This is a genomic window from Flavipsychrobacter sp., from assembly GCA_041392855.1.
In the GTDB taxonomy this organism is placed as follows: domain Bacteria; phylum Bacteroidota; class Bacteroidia; order Chitinophagales; family Chitinophagaceae; genus UBA5543.
In genome coordinates this window covers 699,676-718,305 of the sequence record JAWKLD010000001.1, presented here as the reverse complement: position 1 = coordinate 718,305, position 18,630 = coordinate 699,676, and the positions used below count along the sequence as shown (strand labels likewise).

The 18,630-nt window shown below is 36.1% G+C and carries 23 protein-coding genes; 15 read left to right on the top strand and 8 right to left on the bottom strand.

Going from position 1 to position 18,630, the window contains the following annotated elements:
- Positions 1-4: 4 nt before the first annotated feature.
- From R2800_03610 to R2800_03585, 6 genes are read left to right on the top strand one after another with little or no spacing between them, the layout of a single operon-like run.
- Entirely contained in the window at positions 5-397 is a 393-nt protein-coding gene (locus R2800_03610; protein MEZ5016111.1) for a group III truncated hemoglobin, read from the top strand.
- A complete protein-coding gene (locus R2800_03605; GenBank protein ID MEZ5016110.1) occupies positions 394-840 on the top strand; it encodes a hypothetical protein in 447 nt (148 codons plus the stop codon). Before R2800_03610 ends, R2800_03605 begins: the two co-directional genes overlap by 4 nt.
- The gene (locus R2800_03600) at positions 837-1,742 is read left to right on the top strand and encodes a tryptophan 2,3-dioxygenase family protein (protein MEZ5016109.1); all 906 of its coding nucleotides are present in this window, start codon (positions 837-839) and stop codon (positions 1,740-1,742) included. The genes R2800_03605 and R2800_03600 overlap by 4 nt, the downstream gene beginning before the upstream one ends.
- A 12-nt stretch (positions 1,743-1,754) precedes the next feature.
- Entirely contained in the window at positions 1,755-2,468 is a 714-nt protein-coding gene (gene ric / locus R2800_03595) for an iron-sulfur cluster repair di-iron protein (protein ID MEZ5016108.1), read from the top strand.
- Positions 2,469-2,490: 22 nt separating this feature from the next.
- Positions 2,491-2,970, top strand: a complete 480-nt coding sequence (locus R2800_03590; GenBank protein MEZ5016107.1) for a hemerythrin domain-containing protein — start codon at positions 2,491-2,493, stop codon at positions 2,968-2,970.
- An 18-nt stretch (positions 2,971-2,988) separates the two neighbouring features.
- The gene (locus tag R2800_03585; GenBank protein MEZ5016106.1) at positions 2,989-3,309 is read left to right on the top strand and encodes a 2Fe-2S iron-sulfur cluster-binding protein; all 321 of its coding nucleotides are present in this window, start codon (positions 2,989-2,991) and stop codon (positions 3,307-3,309) included.
- Between the two features lie 218 nt (positions 3,310-3,527).
- On the opposite strand, the gene R2800_03580 is transcribed toward R2800_03585, so the two are convergent.
- The 7 genes from R2800_03580 to R2800_03550 all read right to left on the bottom strand — a co-directional run bounded on the left by R2800_03580 (position 3,528) and on the right by R2800_03550 (position 8,428).
- Positions 3,528-4,133 carry a MarR family winged helix-turn-helix transcriptional regulator gene (locus R2800_03580; protein MEZ5016105.1) on the bottom strand — a complete coding sequence of 202 codons (606 nt, stop codon included), beginning with the start codon at positions 4,131-4,133 and terminating at the stop codon, positions 3,528-3,530.
- A 56-nt stretch (positions 4,134-4,189) separates the two neighbouring features.
- Positions 4,190-4,453, bottom strand: coding sequence for a DUF2024 family protein (locus tag R2800_03575; GenBank protein MEZ5016104.1), 264 nt, complete (start codon positions 4,451-4,453; stop codon positions 4,190-4,192).
- A gap of 6 nt (positions 4,454-4,459) precedes the next feature.
- On the bottom strand, positions 4,460-5,182 hold the full coding sequence (locus R2800_03570; protein MEZ5016103.1) for a hypothetical protein: 723 nt from the start codon (positions 5,180-5,182) through the stop codon (positions 4,460-4,462).
- Between the two features lie 67 nt (positions 5,183-5,249).
- Positions 5,250-5,483 carry a thioredoxin family protein gene (locus R2800_03565; protein ID MEZ5016102.1) on the bottom strand — a complete coding sequence of 78 codons (234 nt, stop codon included), beginning with the start codon at positions 5,481-5,483 and terminating at the stop codon, positions 5,250-5,252.
- Between the two features lie 104 nt (positions 5,484-5,587).
- Positions 5,588-6,298 carry a type 1 glutamine amidotransferase gene (locus tag R2800_03560; GenBank protein ID MEZ5016101.1) on the bottom strand — a complete coding sequence of 237 codons (711 nt, stop codon included), beginning with the start codon at positions 6,296-6,298 and terminating at the stop codon, positions 5,588-5,590.
- Positions 6,295-7,029 (bottom strand): YggS family pyridoxal phosphate-dependent enzyme, encoded by a 735-nt coding sequence (locus R2800_03555; GenBank protein MEZ5016100.1) that lies wholly within the window; start codon positions 7,027-7,029, stop codon positions 6,295-6,297. Before R2800_03555 ends, R2800_03560 begins: the two co-directional genes overlap by 4 nt.
- 166 nt (positions 7,030-7,195) lie before the next feature.
- A complete protein-coding gene (locus tag R2800_03550; protein MEZ5016099.1) occupies positions 7,196-8,428 on the bottom strand; it encodes a site-specific integrase in 1,233 nt (410 codons plus the stop codon).
- Positions 8,429-8,891: 463 nt separating this feature from the next.
- Here R2800_03550 and R2800_03545 point away from each other — a divergent pair, with 463 nt between their 5' ends.
- From R2800_03545 to R2800_03505, 9 genes are all read left to right on the top strand, one after another.
- Complete coding sequence (locus tag R2800_03545) at positions 8,892-10,160, top strand: chloride channel protein (protein ID MEZ5016098.1); 1,269 nt, start codon at positions 8,892-8,894, stop codon at positions 10,158-10,160.
- A gap of 569 nt (positions 10,161-10,729) precedes the next feature.
- Positions 10,730-10,927: a helix-turn-helix domain-containing protein gene (locus R2800_03540; protein ID MEZ5016097.1), complete on the top strand. Its 198-nt coding sequence runs from the start codon at positions 10,730-10,732 to the stop codon at positions 10,925-10,927.
- A 34-nt stretch (positions 10,928-10,961) separates the two neighbouring features.
- On the top strand, positions 10,962-11,885 hold the full coding sequence (locus tag R2800_03535) for a hypothetical protein (GenBank protein ID MEZ5016096.1): 924 nt from the start codon (positions 10,962-10,964) through the stop codon (positions 11,883-11,885).
- A gap of 280 nt (positions 11,886-12,165) precedes the next feature.
- Complete coding sequence (locus R2800_03530; GenBank protein ID MEZ5016095.1) at positions 12,166-13,080, top strand: zincin-like metallopeptidase domain-containing protein; 915 nt, start codon at positions 12,166-12,168, stop codon at positions 13,078-13,080.
- Positions 13,081-13,373: 293 nt separating this feature from the next.
- Positions 13,374-13,781 carry a DUF2958 domain-containing protein gene (locus tag R2800_03525; protein ID MEZ5016094.1) on the top strand — a complete coding sequence of 136 codons (408 nt, stop codon included), beginning with the start codon at positions 13,374-13,376 and terminating at the stop codon, positions 13,779-13,781.
- 673 nt (positions 13,782-14,454) lie between these two features.
- Positions 14,455-15,057 (top strand): riboflavin synthase, encoded by a 603-nt coding sequence (locus R2800_03520; GenBank protein MEZ5016093.1) that lies wholly within the window; start codon positions 14,455-14,457, stop codon positions 15,055-15,057.
- Positions 15,058-15,154: 97 nt separating this feature from the next.
- Positions 15,155-15,622 carry a 6,7-dimethyl-8-ribityllumazine synthase gene (gene ribH, locus R2800_03515; protein ID MEZ5016092.1) on the top strand — a complete coding sequence of 156 codons (468 nt, stop codon included), beginning with the start codon at positions 15,155-15,157 and terminating at the stop codon, positions 15,620-15,622.
- Entirely contained in the window at positions 15,598-16,596 is a 999-nt protein-coding gene (locus tag R2800_03510; GenBank protein ID MEZ5016091.1) for a phosphotransferase, read from the top strand. Before ribH ends, R2800_03510 begins: the two co-directional genes overlap by 25 nt.
- 15 nt (positions 16,597-16,611) lie before the next feature.
- Positions 16,612-17,790: a hypothetical protein gene (locus R2800_03505; GenBank protein ID MEZ5016090.1), complete on the top strand. Its 1,179-nt coding sequence runs from the start codon at positions 16,612-16,614 to the stop codon at positions 17,788-17,790.
- Between the two features lie 113 nt (positions 17,791-17,903).
- Here R2800_03505 and R2800_03500 read toward each other — a convergent pair whose 3' ends face one another.
- The gene (locus R2800_03500; GenBank protein ID MEZ5016089.1) at positions 17,904-18,569 is read right to left on the bottom strand and encodes a hypothetical protein; all 666 of its coding nucleotides are present in this window, start codon (positions 18,567-18,569) and stop codon (positions 17,904-17,906) included.
- Between the last annotated feature and the right edge of the window lie 61 nt (positions 18,570-18,630).

The following is an 18,630-nucleotide window of genomic DNA, read 5'->3' as shown; positions in this document are numbered from 1 at the left end:
CATCATGGATAAAAAAGACATATCGACATTAGATGACATTCAAATACTGGTCAACTCATTTTATGATGACATCAGGAAAGATGATCTGTTGGGCCCTATATTTAATACCATTATTCAGGATAGGTGGCCGGAACATTTGAGCAAGATGTATCGGTTTTGGCAAACGGTACTTTTAAATGAACATACCTATTCCGGTAGTCCTTTCTTACCCCATGCAAAATTAGATGTCGATCAGGTGCATTTTGATAAATGGCTTGAATTATGGCATAAAAATATTGACAGCCATTTTGAGGGCGAGATTGCTAAAGAAGCAAAATGGAGGGGAGATAAAATGGCTGTCATGTTTCTTTCAAAAATATCATACTACAGAAATAACCCAGCTAAACCGTTGCTTTGAGTCCTGCAGTGTCATATAAAACATCAATTGCAGTTGCTTTCATCTGGTCGGGAGCTGTATTTGCTATCAGTTTTCTTGAAGCCTGGTTAAAGTTTCGTGCCCCTGGTGTAACATTGCCTATTGGCTTAGGGATAGGTAGAATTGTATTTGCAGCCCTGAATAAAATCGAATGGCTATTTTGTATTGCAATCATTGCCTGTCTCATATTTCAGGGAACTCTAACGCTCACTGCAAATACTCTTATTCTGATCATTATTGCATCTCTACTATTATTACAAACTTTCTGGTTACTGCCTCAATTAGATGCCAGGGCAGAACTGCATATCAGTGGACAAGATACAGCCCCTTCAAGCCTACACCTTCTTTTTATTATTGCGGAAGCGCTAAAGATCATTTTATTGGTCAGCTTCGGGTTGGCACAATTTGAAAAATTTAAAATATGACAGATAAGAAAACAATTGAATTACTAGAGCAGAAGTACATTGCTTTGGGAGAAAATCCTGAGACGTATATGCAGGGGTTATTGCATACCAAACCTATAACATACTGGGATTATATTTCAGTTGACACCCTGTTGTCTCTGCAAAAGACCAGAACGAATTTCAAGGATGAAGAAATATTCATTTTGTATCATCAGGTGGTTGAACTACTCCTAAAACTAGTATTGCACGAGATAAAACAGATCTCGTTGAATGATGAGATTACGCCCTCAATAATGCTTGAGAAGATACAACGGGTGAATCGCTATACAACTATGCTGATTTCATCCTTTGATATTATGAAAGATGGAATGGATTACGATGACTATAATACCTTCAGAGCATCGCTAACACCTGCAAGCGGATTTCAAAGTGTTCAGTTCAGATACATTGAGCTATATTGTACGCGTGTGACAAACCTTGTTTGTAAACGACCATTTAAACCTATGCCAGTGAACCCTACGCTACAAGACTGTATTGATAATTTATACTGGAAAGATGCAGGATATGATAGATCAACAGGTAAAAAATCCATTACGTTACAATTATTCGAGGAAAAGTATATTGAAGAAATTACAAGGCTGGCAGAAAATGTAGTGGGAAAAACAGTAGAGGAACGATTCTCTTCTTTCGCCGGAGATAATTCTGAACTGCAAACTCAATTAAGACAATTTGATAGGTTGTATAACATAGAATGGCCTTTGGTGCATTTAAATACTGCTCAACATTATCTCGATTCACGGAATGAGAACAAAGATGCTACCGGAGGGTCGGAATGGAAAAAATATCTCCATCCAAAATATCAAAAAAGGATGTTCTTTCCTAATTTATTATCAGAGGAAGAAAAACAAAACTGGGGCAATTAAAATACAAAAAACATGACAGTTACAGAAAATAACACATTAGGTAGCATTGTTGCTAATAACCTGAGTACATCTAAAGTATTTAATAAGTATGGTTTAGATTATTGTTGTGGTGGGAACAAAACACTACACGATGTTTGTAAAGAAAAGAATATCAATATAAAAGAAATAATCAATGAACTAACAGACAATAGTGTTATAACACCAGGCATTGACTATAATTCATGGCCTTTAGATTTGTTGATAGACTACATTGAAAAAAAACACCATAGATATGTAAGGGAAGAGGTACCTGTTATCTCTAAAAACCTTGACCGACTTTGCAAGGTACATGGTGAGAAACACCCTGAGCTTTACGAAGTGCAACGCCACTTTGAGAGTAGTGCGAATGAACTTTCTACGCACATGCAAAAAGAAGAGATGTTGCTGTTTCCGCATATCAGAAATCTGGTCAAAGCAAAAACTGATAACACGCAAATTGTGCCGGCTCCATTCGGTTCTGTCAAGAACCCTATCGGAATGATGATGAAAGAACACGAGTCTGAAGGAGAGCGTTTCGTTAGAATCAAGCATATTACAAACGACTACCTGGTTCCTGAAGACGGTTGTAATACTTATTCTGCTACTTACCAGATGTTGAGGGACTTTGAAACTGATTTGCACTTACATATCCATCTTGAGAATAATATTCTATTCCCAAAATCTATTGCACTGGAAGCGGAGCAATAGTTGCAAATAAAAATAAGATAACATGGGTCAAAAGCCATTAAAACGAAATAAACATATTCAACCGCTCTCAAGAGAACATCATTTCGGATTATTATTCTGCTGGAAGATTCGAACAGGCATAAAAAAGGATGTTGAAGTCAATCGGATTGTAAAATATGTAGAGTACTTCTTTAATACATATATGGAACCACATTTCAGAGCGGAGGAAACACTTCTCTTTAATCAGATAGAACATGATATGTGTAAAAGAGCGTGTGACGACCACCAGGAGATAAAAAACATGGTAACAGGTGTTTTATCGGGTAATGATGATTCCGTAGAAAGTCTTAAAAATCTCGCAAAGAAAGTAGATGAGCATATTCGATTTGAAGAAAGGAGTTTATTCCCCCTCTTGGAGTTGTCGTTAACTGAAATTCAATTAAACAGTATTGGCGAAAGCTTAGATGTATTGCATTCTCAAAAGCTTGTAGAACAATATGACGATGAGTTTTGGGTTGAATAATCATGTGAAACTCAAAATATGAAAGAATTAAAAGTTTATATTTTAGATAATGATTCCAGATATGAGATTAAGACTTTTAGAGCGGAGTATAGAAACTTAATGGAGTTAATAAGAAACAATATATATGTTGACTGTTTTGGTGAATGTGGCGGAATGGGTAGATGTGCTACGTGTTTAATTGAAATACTTGACCAAAAGACAGGTATAACTTCTCAGGAAAGAAATGAAGAGTCAACAATTTCAAGAATTGGGGGAAGAAGTAAGAAATTACGTTTATCATGTCAAATATTAATAGATGAATCTATTGAAGGATTAACTGTTAGAATATTAGATGAGTAGAAATGTTGTAGTTAGCTAATTATTTTGCAGTATGTAATTCATGCAAGTTCGTATAATTCATTTTCAAAATTCAGACTTGAATATCTCTTACTACAATAATAAATGTTCTATAATTTTTATTTCACACTAATTGTCACCACTAAAAACATTGGAATAAATAGCAGTAGAAAAAAGTAGAGGGGGTAAAAGATTGGAACAATATCAATATTGAAAGAAGGTTATAATGTTTCAATATGCTCCGGGCAATCAAGTCTGATCTCTGTAGCTTTTAAAGGTTTTTTGAGCATATTACAGTAGCTCTTGCCTTTTGACTGGCTATAATACTGACAAGTAAAACAAACACGCTGTACAGAAAGTACACCCTTCTGGTTTAACTGATAGACAAGTTGACTTATATATTTGTATAAAATTTCTAGATCACTATTTTTAGCATCACTTATTTGTTGTGAAATTGGAGCAGAAAAACTTTCAGTTTCTTGAACAACCTTCCTGCCTCTTGTTGTTAGTTGAATATAATAGCTTCTGCTATCTTCAGCAAGATGATCTTTTTTCACCAATCTTTTACTATCAAGAGATTTTATGGCATCGCTTAAAGTTGCCTTAGTAACATTAAATTCCTTAGCCAGGTAACTAACTGTGCAATATTCTTTCTGATGATATGAAATGAATATCAATACTTGAATTTGTATAGGGCTTAACTCAAATTGTTTAGCCTTATCCCATAATAAAGCTTTAAAGGCTGCTGATATTCTCTCCAGCCCAACGGTGACTTTCTTTGATAAGTCCAGCTCTTGTTCTTCAGGATTAAAAATAGTTTTACTCATAATAAAATTGCCTACCGAGCATAAACTCAATAGGCAAAATACGCAATCATTCTTAGTTAATCGCAATTCTCCATTTCTATAATTGCATATCCATCCTTTTTAATCTGTTGTACTATTTCTGTTGAGGGTGATTCTATATGACAGAACCTACATTCTTTAGAAGTTATACTATCAGTCTTAAAATGCTTAGTACTTAAATAATAGTTTCCATATTCAAAGATTTTTGCTTCATCTTTAAACTCTGACGGAACTAGTATGTCAAAATGCATAACTTTTCCGTCCACTCTTTTTACATAGGTATCCCACACAGAAATCTTCATTTCTTTTCACTTTACTTTATAGGGTAATGATAAGTTACCACTGGCTACACTATAAACATCATAAACACCTAACATTGGCAAGTCTTTATTAGTAGTGTTTACTTTCATAAAAGCAGCTACACCATCATAATTAAAATCAAATTTATTATTGATTCTGTAATCAGGAACGATAACCTTAATCGAATTGTTTTTAGTTATTACAGGATAACCTGGTGAGTCCATATACATAGGCATTCCTGGGTTTGTAGGTGGCAATACGATACTTTTATCTTCCTTTTTAAATTGTTTTACAGCTAAGCCTCCCTTTACCCTTTTATCTTCAACTAAAACTACCCAATGCGGGTGCCATTCGAGCCCATCATTATCAAACACATTGTCGCTATTTTCATCCCACAAAGGAGTGTCATCAAAATCAGGATGAGAAGTTAATGCTAAGGCTACAATACCATCAGTTGCATTAAACCCAACGTCAGTAGGTTTAAGTGTTGTTGGAAAAACATACCCTAATACATGAGCACCATCTAAACTTCCTGTTAAACGAGGTCTAGTTTGCCCTGCGTTGCCTTTGACCTGTATATCCCAGATTGTAACGCCTAACTCTTTGTTATGAGAAACCTCAACATTGTTAATTGAGAAGTTGGGATTTTTATAATTAGACTCTTGTGCATTAGAACAGTCTGCAAAAAATAGCATTAATGGTAATACTAACAAAGTTGTTATTCTTTTCATTTTTAAACGAAGTTTGAATAGTCAGGACTCCATAAAAGACAGGAGTCCTAACTATATAGGTTAAAAATTAGCCTTTTACATCTTCAATTGATGCACCAAAATTTATGTGTAATACATTACCCTCTGGTGTAACCAGGGCTGGAACAGATTTCACCCCAGCACTTTCTGCTTCTTGTATTCTAGATTTGTCGTTTCCGATATGAACAACATCCACATTGTCCTGTCCAATTAAATTTACAATGTCTTGTTCTGCACTAACGCAAACAGGACAGCCAGCATGATAAAATTTTGATTTACTCATTTCTATTCCTTTTAAATGTTAATAATGAACAACAAATATAGTAAGGATTCCTAACTATACAAGGCGCTCTATATCGATTTTATTATTGCTGCAAGAGTTTTTATTTATAATTGGTTATGATTTTGTGCAATAAAACGATCTAACACCATTTCTAAATACATGTGCATACAATTTAGATGCTGCAAGTTAGACAGGATTTTCTTTTCATTCTGAATGTAAGTCTTATTAAAATTTAATTCATGACGGCCGTGAGTAAGCATATTGTTAATATTTTCCACCGTAACCTCAAAGTGAAATTGAAAACATAAAATATTGTCTTGTAAATAAGCTTGGTTTTTACAGGCTTCGCTGTGAAAGAGTCTAATACCATTATCAGTAATATCAAACATATCTCCATGCCAATGAAATACATGAAAGCTATCAGGCAAAAGATTTAAAAGCTCAGATTTATTACTAGCACCTTCTGTTTTCTTAATAGGAAAGAAACCAATTTCTTTATGTTTACTTGGATAAACACTAGCACCCAAGATGTCGCTTACCAACTGTGCTCCAAGACAAATACCAAGTACCAATTTGTTAGTATCTATAACTCTTTTGATAAACTCTCGTTCTTCTCTCAGCCAGGGGTGTTCCTCAAAGTCGAATATACTCATGGGGCCACCAAGTATCACAAGCATATCTACTTGTTCTATGGGTGGTAATTCTTCACCTAAGTACATCTTAGTAGAAGAGATAGTACAACCTCTTGTTCTTGCCCATATCTCTATATGACCAATTTCTTCAAAAGGTACATGTTGTATATAATGAAGATTCATGTGTCGCTATTTTCGTTCCAATAATAACTATCAGGATATGGTCTTTCACCAAAAATTGCTGTACCAATTCTAATCATTGTACTTCCTTCGGCTATTGCTAATTCTAAGTCGTCAGACATACCCATTGACAACTCATTAAAGCTAGCATTAGGAATATGTAGCTCCATTGCCTGAACTTGAATTTCTTTTAGTCTTTTAAAGCAGTCTCTGACAGCATCACTTTTTGAGGAAAGAAGACCAATCGTCATAAGCCCTTTTATGTGTAGCCTATCAAAATCGGATACTTGCTTTATAAATTCAATAGCAGTCTCTGGCTCAATTCCAAACTTACTGATCTCATTAGAAGTATTAACCTGAATAAAAATATCTACATCCTTATTTTCATACTTGCATCTATTATTCAGCTTCTCTGCAAGTTTCATCCTATCTACAGATTGAATTAAATCAACATATCTCAAGGCATGTTTTATTTTATTGGTTTGTAAATGACCTATCAAATGCCATTGGCAGTTGTTATTCTTTAGCAAATCATATTTTTCAATTCCTTCAAGTACCTTGTTCTCACCAATAAGGTCATGTCCTAAATCAATCGCAGCTTTGATTTTATCGACTGAAACTGTTTTTGTTGCCAGAAGAAGTTTTACTTCATCTTTATCTCTACCATAAAGCTCGCATGCAGAATTAATTCTTTGCCTTATATGCCTAATGTTCTGCGCTATTTCATCATACATTTATCTACTAATAGCTATAAGTTAAAATGCAAATATAATTAGCAATCCTAACTAAACAATAGAGGCACATTAGCATTATCCTTAATGATTATAAAAAGACTCTTGTAAATCTCCATATAAGAATTGTCTAATATTATTTAACTGGGCTAGAAGAAGATACCCCCCATTACAATCTACAATAATACTTAATACCCATTTGATAACCCATCTTGGTAGTAAAGGACATATCAGGCTTTCTAATCTTATTAATCATTAACTGTGTTGCAGAGTTTACCGCCTCTCTAACAGGATCGCCAGATAGTCGTGCATAAATAGCAGTAGATACCTGGCTTTTATGATTTAACGCCCTACCTATTATTGGCAGACTGGTATTATTGATTGCCATATAACTTGCAAGCGTCCGTCGTAAGTCATGGATCCAAATATCAGTAACACCCATCCGTTGTTTAATTCTGGTAAAAGATCGCTTAGGGTCTTTTAAATGCCCGTCAATGCCACCCCCAGGAAATACGAATTCAGAAGGAACCGGTTGACATTTGTTCTCATGCCAACGGCGCTTCAATATATCCAATGCATGATCAGAAAGCATATATATGTTCACGTCATTGTTTTTGCTTTCATCTTCGGTAAGCCGCCAACGTTTTAAATCAAAATCTATGTGGCTATACCGCATTTTGAGCATATTATTTTTTCGCGCTCCGATAAAAACAGAGAGCATGAAAAAATCCCGGTATAATTGTTCTTCGGATTCTAACGCCAAAAAGAATTTTCTTAACTCTTCTGCACTAAGAAACCTGTCACGGCTTCTAGATTTGAAGCGTTTAATACCCATTGTGGGGTTGGTGCCATTATATAAGTCTTCTCTGATTCCAAAGTTATACACCGCACTTATAATATTGAGAACACGGTTTGCCTGTTGCTTACCTCTTGATTCACCCTGTTTGAGGTGTATATCCCTGAGTTGTTGTTTGGTAATGTCTCCAACTTTTTTTGCCCAGAATTTAGCAGGAAGATGAAACTCTAGTGTTGCCTTATTAGCTCCTGGCCATTTTGTATGAACCAAGGCATGTTCGAGATAATATTTATCAAAAAGCTGTTGAAAGGTTAATTCTTTACGTTTGCCACGCAGTATCTCATTTGGATTCACACCTGAAATGATTTGGCTGTTCAATGAAATCGCTTTTTTGCGGGCTTGCTCTATGCTGATGTCATGGGTATAACCAATCTTTACCCGTAACAATTTACCATTCACTCTACGAAAGAACATAAATGTCTTTTTACCGCCAGGATTGATACGAACAATTAGGCCTGGTGTCTTACGATCCTTTACATCGTACTGAAGTTCTGTAACAGAAAGAGCATCCAAGGCTTGTTTGGTAAAGTTGATGGTATTGGTCATAACGTCCTCTTAGGTAACTTATAGGTAACTTTCCGTATGAATATTCGTGAGTGATCGTAAAAACCAATGTTACAAAAAAACTATTTTAATTGTTGAAAAAATTGAATTTATGTATGTCAGTGATTGACCGTATAAATTGCCGGAGCAAATTGACATGGGAGAGGTCACAGGTTCAATCCCTGTTACGCCCACCAATTTCAATCACTTAATTAGCATAAATTTCTCATCCATCAAAATAGGTAACTATTAGGTAACTTACAGTGTATACGCACATCCATAGCGATATAACAGTTATACGTCAGGCGCGAATCAAGGACAATTACAAAAACATCTTACGTTTACAGTTTATGATGAAACATAGGTATTTCTTGCCCCATATAAAACTATTTAAACCAATATTCACACGATTTTTGGGGAACTGGTTTTCTGGAAGGATATTTGTCACCCTTTATGGCTCGTGATTATGGATAAAAAAAATGTTATACGTATTAGTTATTTAAAGCTAGCGATTGCCACTATAATAGTAAGCACTCTATCTGCATCTCTAGCATATTCACTCAAAACAATTACTGAGCACTTTGAAGAACTTGTGATGGCTCAAGCAGAACAGAGGTCATTGCTGTTTATAATACTCCCTTCTATCGGTATTACACTTATTTACTTTCTTAGAAAGCATTTGTTCAAAGGCAGAAAGAATCAAGGCATACGCGAAATATATAGCACGTTGCAAAATCGCAGGGATAAGCTGCCTACTTTTAAAATTCCATCACATTACTTCAACGGTTTTCTGACTGTCATTTTTGGTGGTTCCACAGGCATTGAAGTATCAACTGTAGTTGCAACTGCTACAGTAGGTGCTGTAGCACAAAAAAAGACAACGATTGCCAATTCCTTTAGGACTGAACTGGTATGTGCAGGTGTGACTGCTGGCATAGCTACACTTTTTGGCAGCCCTATAGCAGGTTTGTTTTTTTCTATAGAAGTAATAGCCAAAAAACTGAATAAAACTATATTAATCACCTGTATCCTTTCTGCCTTGTTATCCTTTGTGTTCATATTTTTTTGGACAGATGAGAAGTTGTTTCACTTTATTATCACTAGATGGAACAACTATGCCATTCCTTACTTTATCCTGCTAGGCATATTAGCAGGCGGGGTGGCTACTTATTTTACCAAAACAGTCATACTTACCAAAGCAGCATTTAATAAGATCGATATACCTTTTATACGTGTAAATGCAGGAGCACTGTTGGTAGGTATATTGCTATTTTTCTTTCCTCAACTCTATGGCGATAGTTACCATGCCATACCTTCTTTGCTGCATGAAATAGCGCAACAAAACTTATCTTTAAATATTGTGCTGGTTTTGATGGCCGTAATTGTTTTAAAGCCACTGGCAGCAGCACTTACTTTAGGAGCAGGTGGCGATGGCGGGGTTTTTGCACCTGGGATAGTTGTTGGATCTGTATTAGGTATGTTTGTAGCTGTGCTATCCAATCACTTTTTTGACACCCATCTTATAGTTCTCAATTTTGCCCTTGTAGGTGCCGCCGCTGTATTGAGTGCAGCTATTCATGCGCCGTTTACTTCCATATTTTTAATTTGTAGTATCGCTCATGGCGGATTTATACTTTTTGCACCTGTCGCAATTGGTAGCTTTGTAGCCAGATACATTGCAAAACTGCTTTACCCCTATACCGTATATAGTTATCAGAGTGCAAAGCAGGAATGACTAAAAAAACACAGTCCGCAGCTTGTGAGGCATCATATTTATCATGTACGACATTAACATTGCAGTTGTTTGTGATGCTGACCAAATTATTCACATGTAACAGGAGCACGATTAGATTTATATCTAATGCGTTTGAGAACGTTCTGATCAACAAGAGTATTATAAACACCCTGAGAGGAACCTTACTTGCATTTGACAACAGACAATCAAAGTATCTCAAATACCAATAAAGCGTCTTAGCTGTATAACATCGGTTATAGTTACTGAAAATTTAGGTAAGTCTTTATCTGCCGAAAGTGACAATTCAGATATTAGTGCAAACTGACAATCAGAATTATTGGATCGATTCGAAAATCGTATTGCAAGGCCTTTCAAATAGTAAAAATGCATCCGTAAGATTACTTAGTTGGATGACTACGATTGTATGCTTCGACTTTAATCGTCTTATATCCTGACATAATTTTCAAATTTTCTTTGACAACATGTGTTTATTTCGCATATCAAACATCCTCTTTTTTTATTAAGTGAATTACTCCGGCAAGCAATGCCGGAGATTAGGAGGTGTTTTATTGAATCCGCAAGACCACGATCCGATCTTTAACCGTAAGGAAGCGGCAGCTTACATCAATTACAGTTACAACACACTAGCTGTTTGGGATAGCACTAAACGTTACGACCTGCAACCGATCAAGATCGGTCGCAGTGTACGGTATCGCAGATCCTCACTGGATGCATTTATAGCAAAGCATCGTTTAAGCCCTGTTTAATTAACAATATCATCTTATCAAGGAGTTTAGTGCAATGAATATTGTACAAGCTAAAGCTATATCCCTGTGTAGAGTGTTCGCAGTCTGGGAACTGCATCCCACACCGACATTTAATGGTTTCCAACTCTACCCATCTCCATTCAATCCGAAGCAAAAGACCATGCTGGTCATCAATCCAGAAACCAATACATGGGTTGACCCTGTAACCAATGAAGAAGGCGACACTGTACAACTTGTTGTTAGTTACCTTGAAAGTCAACACTTACAGCATAACGTAATGGATGCCTTGCGTTGGTTACGCAATATGATTGGTAATGAACATCGTAGAATAGAGCTACCAGACTCGATACCCAATTATAAGCAAGCGGATAGTTGCTTCAAAATTAATGACTGTACTTATTTATCCGACCCATTGTTAATGCAATATGTTGAAGAGACCAGAGGCATCCCGTTTCATATCGCAATGCAATATTTTAAACAAGTAATAGTTCTTAACCAAGCTAATAGCAAGAGATTTATCGCATTGGGTGTTGAAAATGAAGATAGTGGCTTTGCCATCCGCAATCCTTTACACAAAGCGCATATAGGTAAACGTGCCATTACTTTTGTCCGTGGCAGGAAACATAAGCCATCCACTATCCATGTATTCAAAGATATGTTCGATTACTTGTCTATTGTATTACTGCGGAATGGCAAACGTTTTGACGGGGACAGCATTATCCTGAACAGTTATGACTGCTACAGAGATATGACAGCTTATATCCGCAACTATGGTTACCGCCATCTGTGCAGCTGGATGCCTAATGACGAAAAAGGAAATGTGTTGATCGAACTCTTGAACAAATTCAGTTCTGCTGAACAGTTGCAGCATCATAACATGCAGAACCAGACTAAAGGCTTTTATGACCTCAATGACCGTCTGTTGAAAGAAGTCTCATTGCCTTCGCGTAAGATTTAAGATCGTACCAATATATGGATACGCAACAATGCCCAAGAGGACGACATGCACACTTCTTGTAATTAGGTTTTATAACCAGTTCTATGGGTAACGCACTTTCGTTCGGGAAAGAAATGGTTTTATTACAGGTGATTAACCGAAGCGGCTCCCGACTCCAACTAAAATTTTTCTCTCCCGCATAGTGCGGGATTCACAGCCCATCCAAAATTTCAGCCGGATTGGTCACTATACCTCTGGTTGTGCCCCCCTGTAAACATTTCACCTAACGAAAGGACTAACCATGCAACAGCAAAATGAACCGACCAAAAATACAGGAAAAGTTTCTGTTGATATTCATCAACGTGTTACCAACACTATTATCAGTTACCTAGAAGAAGGTACAACACCCTGGCAAAAGCCATGGGTCGGTGGAGACAGTTCCTTCAAGATTCCCCGCAATATGGTTTCTGACAGGCAATATAATGGTATCAATATCCTGCTTCTCTGGGGTGCTACGATGAAATATGAGTACGATTCTAACGAATGGGCAAGTTTCCGTCAGTGGAACAAACAGAAGGAAAGCATCCGCAAAGGAGAAAAAGGCACCATGGTCGTATATTACGACTTCACTGAAAAAGAAGAAGACGGGGAACTCAAGAGAGTTCCGTTCATGAAGTCTTATGTGGTCTTTAACCGCTGCCAACTGCAAAGCTATCAGTCGGGTGAAGAAAAAGTTTCGCTATCTAAACCTTTGGCTGAACGACTTGAGCATGTCGAAAATTATATCTCAAATACCCAAGCCGTTATTAAGCACAAAGGGAAATCAGCCTGTTTTGTTCCATCCAAAGATGAGATCCTGATGCCAAAAATTGCTGCTTTTACCGATACAGAGCATAGTACAGCAACTGAAAACTACTACAGTACCCTATTGCATGAACTGGTTCACTGGTCAGGGCATCCTGACCGTTTAGACCGTTCTTTCAGCAAACGCTTCGGTGATCAGACCTATGCAGCTGAAGAGTTGGTTGCAGAACTTGGTGCAGCATTCCTTTGTGCAGAACTGGAGATCACTCGTGAACCACGCAAAGACCATGCAAACTATATCGCTAATTGGCTGACTGCACTGAAGAACAATAAATACCTGGTTACCACTGCCGCCAATACTGCATCCAAAGCGGTGAGTTACCTGCACGACTTGCAGCTGAAACCCAATTAATAAACTGTTACAGCCATAAGAGCGTAAGTACACCTACGCTCATTCTCTATGCCGTTTTGCAGCGTGAATTGCTTTTGGACGGTGTCGGTCTGTTTCAGGTTGTTCTCATTCATGTTTGTGGCGTGATGGTTCCTTACAAGTACTAACTCCGGCCGCTCATTGCTCTAAGCAGTATTTTCGCTCTCACGCTTAAAGCGTGATTCACCCGCCCAACCAAAATACAGCTTGTTTATTCGCTATACCCTCCGTTGTTCCACACTTGTAACCATCAACCACTATGAAAGGAAACAACCATGAAACTCTTTACTGACGAGCAATACCGGCAACTGCTAAAAAACGGACAGCCGGAACATACGGATCAGGATCATCCACCTGTCGTTAAGCTGGTACTCCCTGGTACCGACTGTATCTGGCTCTTATCAGAAATTGACCCCGACAATAAGGATATTGCTTTCGGACTTTGTGACCTGGGAATGGGATTCCCGGAACTTGGATATGTAAGCCTGAATGAATTGCGGCAAGTCACCACACCTGTTTTAGGGTTTGCGGTACAACGTGCTGCTTTCTTTGAAGCTGGATACCCAATGTCCGTTTATGCTGATGCGGCAAGGATCAAAGAGGCGATCACAGAAGATGAACGTCTTTTGCAGCAATGTCATTTCAAGCAACAGCAGAAAAAACAAAACAAGCTCAGACCTTAAATCCCTATGTGACCGAAGCTGCTGCATCGGTCACTTTCCACATCATCAAATAAAGGAGTGTAACACTTGAAACACGGCAGCCTGTTCTCAGACGGAGGAGGGTTCGACCTCGCCGCTGAAAGAATGGGATGGGAGAATGTATTCCATTGTGAAAAGGATACGTTTTGCCAGACCATTCTAAAACACTATTGGCCAAAAGTAGAAACCTTAACAGACATCAAGGAGTTCAATGCAGAAAGCATAAAGGAAAGGTTGACATTATCACCAGCGTGTTGTTTATCTTATTTCTGAGTTTTTATTAAAACTTTTCGCTGATAGCTGTTTCTTTCATCGTAAAGTTCATTTTCAGTTATATCTAAAATAATTATGCAGAGCTTGGAGACGCTCTAAAATCAATTTTTAGCGTCTGCAATTATTCAGTAGAGATAATCATCCAATAAAAGTGTAAATACGAATACGTCATAAAGTAACATCTTTTTACCTTTATTTGTTGTAAAACTATCCTTACGAGTATTAGGTTCCGATTATATGAAAGTGGCCAGGGTTCAAATCAAGATTTATGTCGAATTGAAAAATAATTTTAATTTTTTTATGATGTGAAGTCCAGTTAATTACATGGAGTATGTTGATTATTTTTCAGATATTAGCTTAATGATTTTAAAGTCAAAGCTATATGTTCACAGGAATTATTGAAACTCAAGGTTCAGTATTAAGTATAACAGCCAATGGTACAAATGTAACATATACCATTTATGCTTCATTTACTAAAGATTTGAAAGTTGATCAGAGTGTATCTCACAATGGAGTTTGCTTAACGATTGAAAACATAAATATCGAAGCATCCACATATCAAGTTACTGCCATTAAAGAAACATTAGACAAAACTGAATTGAAAGATTGGCGAATAAATTCAAAAGTGAATTTAGAAAGAGGAGTTCTGCCTAGTAGTCGTATTGATGGACATTTTGTACAGGGGCATGTAGATACAACAGCTAGGTGTAAGAAGGTTTTAGATCAAAATGGTAGTTGGCTTTTTACATTTGAATTTGATAATACTTTTGCACCTCTTATTATTGAAAAAGGTTCGATTTGTGTTAATGGAATAAGTTTAACTGCATTCAATGTGAAAAATAATGCTTTTGATGTAGCTATTATTCCATTTACATGGAATAATACAAACATTTCAGAAGTATCAGAAGGTATAGAAGTGAATATTGAATTTGACATGATAGGAAAATATATATTACGCAAATTGTCACTAGAATCAGATGATTAAAAAAACATATCTGCAGATATTCCTAACAATTTAGGATATTGCTTTTGTCTGTAAACAGGATAAAATAATATCAATATAACAACGATAGTGGTTTATTATGAAACAAGAACATAGTATAAATAATGTGCCAAATATAAAAAATGCCAATGTCTGCATTTTACAGTCTAAATGGTATAAAGAACAAACAGACTGTATGACTAAAAAGTGTATAGATGTTTTAAAAATGGCAGATGCAAATATTAACACCTATATTGTCCCAGGTTGTCTTGAGTTTGCATTGGCAGCACAAAGTCTCTTAAATGTAAAACAATATGATGCAATCATTTGTATTGGTGTTTTAATGAAAGGTGATACAGATCATTATGACATGATTTTACAGTCTTGTGTCATTGGAATGCAAAACGTATCACTAGCATCTGAGACTCCATTAATAAATGCAATATTGCCTGTATCTTCCGTTGAGCAAGCTGTTGAGAGGGCATCTGATAATAATTTCAATAAGGGGATTGAAGCGGCAATTGCAGCAGCAGAATTTATTCAATGGAGAAGAGACGCAATTGGTTAGCTGCATTAGAATCGTGCCTCCTACAAAATGGTATTGTATATAAAATAATAGAGCCAGATTTGCATTTTGGAGAGAAATCTATTTTGATTGAAGTAGTCAATCAAAATCATTCATCAATCTTAAAAATATATAGCAAAAAAGATGTTCAACTTTTTGAGCATGAACATAAAATACTTTCCAGTCTCTCTAAATATTTATACCAAAAACACTTTTATATTCCTTTAATAGTTCCGTTAGAAAGCAATATAGAGAGTGCCATAAATGAGTTTAAAAACTTACAGGAAGACGATTATTACATTATTAATATGACTCGAATTGATGGGAATTTGTTGAGTAACTCTTCTTACTCAACGTTTAAAAGTCTTGAAATAATGTGCAAAATAGTAGAAGGACTTATTTCAACTACTATAGAAATGTCTTCTATCAAAAAGAATGAAGGCAGACTAATACACTGCCAAGGAATATACTCTTGGGTAGAAAGCGATCATTCTAAAATACCCTATGTAACTATTGACAATCACTTTGACGAAATTGAGTTATTAGTGTCAAAACAAAGCGTACTTTCTAAAAAGAAGGTTTTTGATTTAATTAATAGGTTTCATCATTTAAAACAAATAAATTCTAAGTTGTCTTACTTGGCTCATAATGACATCCACATAGGCAACATTATTGTTTATAACCAGAAAGTAGGGCTTATTGATTTCGCATGTTCCTACAAAACAAGTTTATTAGCGGATTTCGGCGGTGTGCTGGCCCATGTTGGAAATAATTATAAGGATTATATTGTATATCGTGCATCTACATTTCTCCATTCTTTAAACATAGAGCCAGGCTACCTAATTGACCAGATATCTTTCTATTCTATTAAAAGAGCACTTCGGCGTATTTTATTCTTAGAAGAAGCTAATTGCAATAGAAATAGTGCCTTATGGGATATACCTATTAGTATACTTACAGATAATATATCTTGTTAACCTAAAAGAAGAAGTATGCCGACTGTAGAACATCTTATTACCAATACACGCAGGCAAGTAGAAAAAATCAATCCAGATAAATTTGCATGCGAGATTAGAAATATTATTTGTACAAAACTTGGTACAGAAATATCTGGCATCTCTGACTTTATTCATAGTAACCCTATTGTTCCTTCGCGTGAAATAACTGGATTGATTAGGTGTTCTAGAATTAATGATTATCTTAAATCAGAGGGTAAACCACACTTGTTAAATGTCATATACGACACCCCATTACCTAAAAGCGAGTTATTGAGAGAAAAAGGAGGTATTGGTACAAAGATTGGATTTGTTAACCATACAATTAGAATGATCGGAAACGATGACGTTCCTTATTTTTGTCAGAAAGGGAATAAAATCGACATAAGATCTATTTGCAAAAAAGTTTCTTCTAAATATGATATCCAATACCCAAGTGAAATATCACAAAGTATTAAACTGCTTACTATTTGGAATAATATAATAACTAAAAATTTAGATAATAGTGCTCTAGAAATAATTGAGTTTAAATCAACTTTGTGGCAAGAGGTTATTCCACAAGTCAAAGACATCATACAATCACATGATTATACAATACTACTATCAGATTTGCTTGCAACTCTTCCAACAATTCTTAACACTTTAACTGAACAAGGAATCAAGTGGTGGCAAATACCTACTAAGAAAGCATTACTTAAAGTTTACAAAAAAGGAGAAGGCGAGATTGAGGAAGTATATTGCCTAAATGATATGCCCTACTTTAAATACTCTTTACTTAAGACATCAAAATGGGACTTCCTTGAGTGTAGCGCACTTAACGAATGTACACTTGCGCCATGCGTAGAACTATACGTATTGTGTTTTTTATTGATGCCTCAATATTTTCACTATGGGAATCTATATAACAAACATCTAATAGTAGAAGAATGGTTGAGAAAAAATTGCACTATAAACCGAGATGTAGTCAGATTAAATACTGATGGATTTAGTTCTATTCCTATAGCTACTGTACTCGCGACCTGCAGAAATGGACTTAAAAAATTTCAATCTTACATGCTAGACTCTTCCATTTACAATATTGACACCTATAGAAAGGCAGCATATTCAGCTGCGGAAAATGGTGTAAGTCAACTAACTCCAGTAAATTTTAATAATCATTTTATCAGGGTCAATTAATAATAAAGAGTTGTTCTATTGTTCCTTTATTGTTTTTCAGAGATAACTGTTTTGATTGTAAATAATAGTTTGTGTATTAAATCTCTTCTATACACTACTTTAAATCCATTATTTTAGTATCGATCATGTTTGATGAGTTCCCATTCGGCCCCTTTTCTGTGCGATAAGGGACGGGCAATCCCTACGATTACATCATCCTTACGCATTGGGTTGCTTTGTAAATAGTTTTCTTTGAATATCACTTCAAACTCAAGGCAATGATTTTTTCTGTCGGGATTACTTCTGATCCGGGCATACCCCCATTGATGGCTCCCTATTTCTCCAAGTAGTTTTCTTGATATTTCATTGTTTGCGTCATATCCAAGTCGTTTAAAGATGTTCATTTTACTATTTACCTCCATAACCCTGCCTGATACTTCGGTCATGCTATCCATAGGCTGGACAGCTTCAATAGTCATCTTCGCTTTCCGCTTCCCTAAAGTATGTTCTATGATCCCCCAAACCTTATCATCAATATCAATACCGCTTCGCTTTTCATGCTTGAGGATAATGTCATAAATCTCATTCTCAGTCAGCCGATCTATATTTTTGATAAGTGTGATCTCTCTTTCAAGTCTGTACTCCAAACATTCATGTGGTTCCCAGGGATGTCCTAACCTGTCAAAAAAGACTTTTGAACCACAAGAGCAGGCAAAAAACCATACCTCTGCATTACAGGAGGGGCATCCTGTTTGAAATGCTTTGGTGTTGCATGTAATATCATGTGTTGGTACTGGCATAAAACTTTGTTTTGGAGAGAAAGTCCATATTCATCAAAAATATACTCATTTCAGGTCACTT

Bases quoted from the DNA above. Each gene is read 5' to 3' on its own strand.
- R2800_03575 (MEZ5016104.1), bottom strand. From the start codon at position 4,453: ATGAAGATTTCTGTGTGGGATACCTATGTAAAAAGAGTGGACGGAAAA.
- R2800_03560 (MEZ5016101.1), bottom strand. From the start codon at position 6,298: ATGAATCTTCATTATATACAACATGTACCTTTTGAAGAAATTGGTCAT.
- R2800_03600 (MEZ5016109.1), top strand. From the start codon at position 837: ATGACAGATAAGAAAACAATTGAATTACTAGAGCAGAAGTACATTGCT.
- R2800_03500 (MEZ5016089.1), bottom strand. From the start codon at position 18,569: ATGCCAGTACCAACACATGATATTACATGCAACACCAAAGCATTTCAA.
- R2800_03550 (MEZ5016099.1), bottom strand. From the start codon at position 8,428: ATGACCAATACCATCAACTTTACCAAACAAGCCTTGGATGCTCTTTCT.
- R2800_03585 (MEZ5016106.1), top strand. From the start codon at position 2,989: ATGAAAGAATTAAAAGTTTATATTTTAGATAATGATTCCAGATATGAG.
- R2800_03555 (MEZ5016100.1), bottom strand. From the start codon at position 7,029: ATGTATGATGAAATAGCGCAGAACATTAGGCATATAAGGCAAAGAATT.
- R2800_03530 (MEZ5016095.1), top strand. From the start codon at position 12,166: ATGCAACAGCAAAATGAACCGACCAAAAATACAGGAAAAGTTTCTGTT.
- ric (MEZ5016108.1), top strand. From the start codon at position 1,755: ATGACAGTTACAGAAAATAACACATTAGGTAGCATTGTTGCTAATAAC.
- R2800_03525 (MEZ5016094.1), top strand. From the start codon at position 13,374: ATGAAACTCTTTACTGACGAGCAATACCGGCAACTGCTAAAAAACGGA.
- R2800_03565 (MEZ5016102.1), bottom strand. From the start codon at position 5,483: ATGAGTAAATCAAAATTTTATCATGCTGGCTGTCCTGTTTGCGTTAGT.
- R2800_03545 (MEZ5016098.1), top strand. From the start codon at position 8,892: ATGGATAAAAAAAATGTTATACGTATTAGTTATTTAAAGCTAGCGATT.
- R2800_03510 (MEZ5016091.1), top strand. From the start codon at position 15,598: ATGGAGAAGAGACGCAATTGGTTAGCTGCATTAGAATCGTGCCTCCTA.
- R2800_03520 (MEZ5016093.1), top strand. From the start codon at position 14,455: ATGTTCACAGGAATTATTGAAACTCAAGGTTCAGTATTAAGTATAACA.
- R2800_03580 (MEZ5016105.1), bottom strand. From the start codon at position 4,133: ATGAGTAAAACTATTTTTAATCCTGAAGAACAAGAGCTGGACTTATCA.
- R2800_03590 (MEZ5016107.1), top strand. From the start codon at position 2,491: ATGGGTCAAAAGCCATTAAAACGAAATAAACATATTCAACCGCTCTCA.
- R2800_03570 (MEZ5016103.1), bottom strand. From the start codon at position 5,182: ATGAAAAGAATAACAACTTTGTTAGTATTACCATTAATGCTATTTTTT.
- R2800_03610 (MEZ5016111.1), top strand. From the start codon at position 5: ATGGATAAAAAAGACATATCGACATTAGATGACATTCAAATACTGGTC.
- R2800_03535 (MEZ5016096.1), top strand. From the start codon at position 10,962: ATGAATATTGTACAAGCTAAAGCTATATCCCTGTGTAGAGTGTTCGCA.
- R2800_03505 (MEZ5016090.1), top strand. From the start codon at position 16,612: ATGCCGACTGTAGAACATCTTATTACCAATACACGCAGGCAAGTAGAA.
- ribH (MEZ5016092.1), top strand. From the start codon at position 15,155: ATGAAACAAGAACATAGTATAAATAATGTGCCAAATATAAAAAATGCC.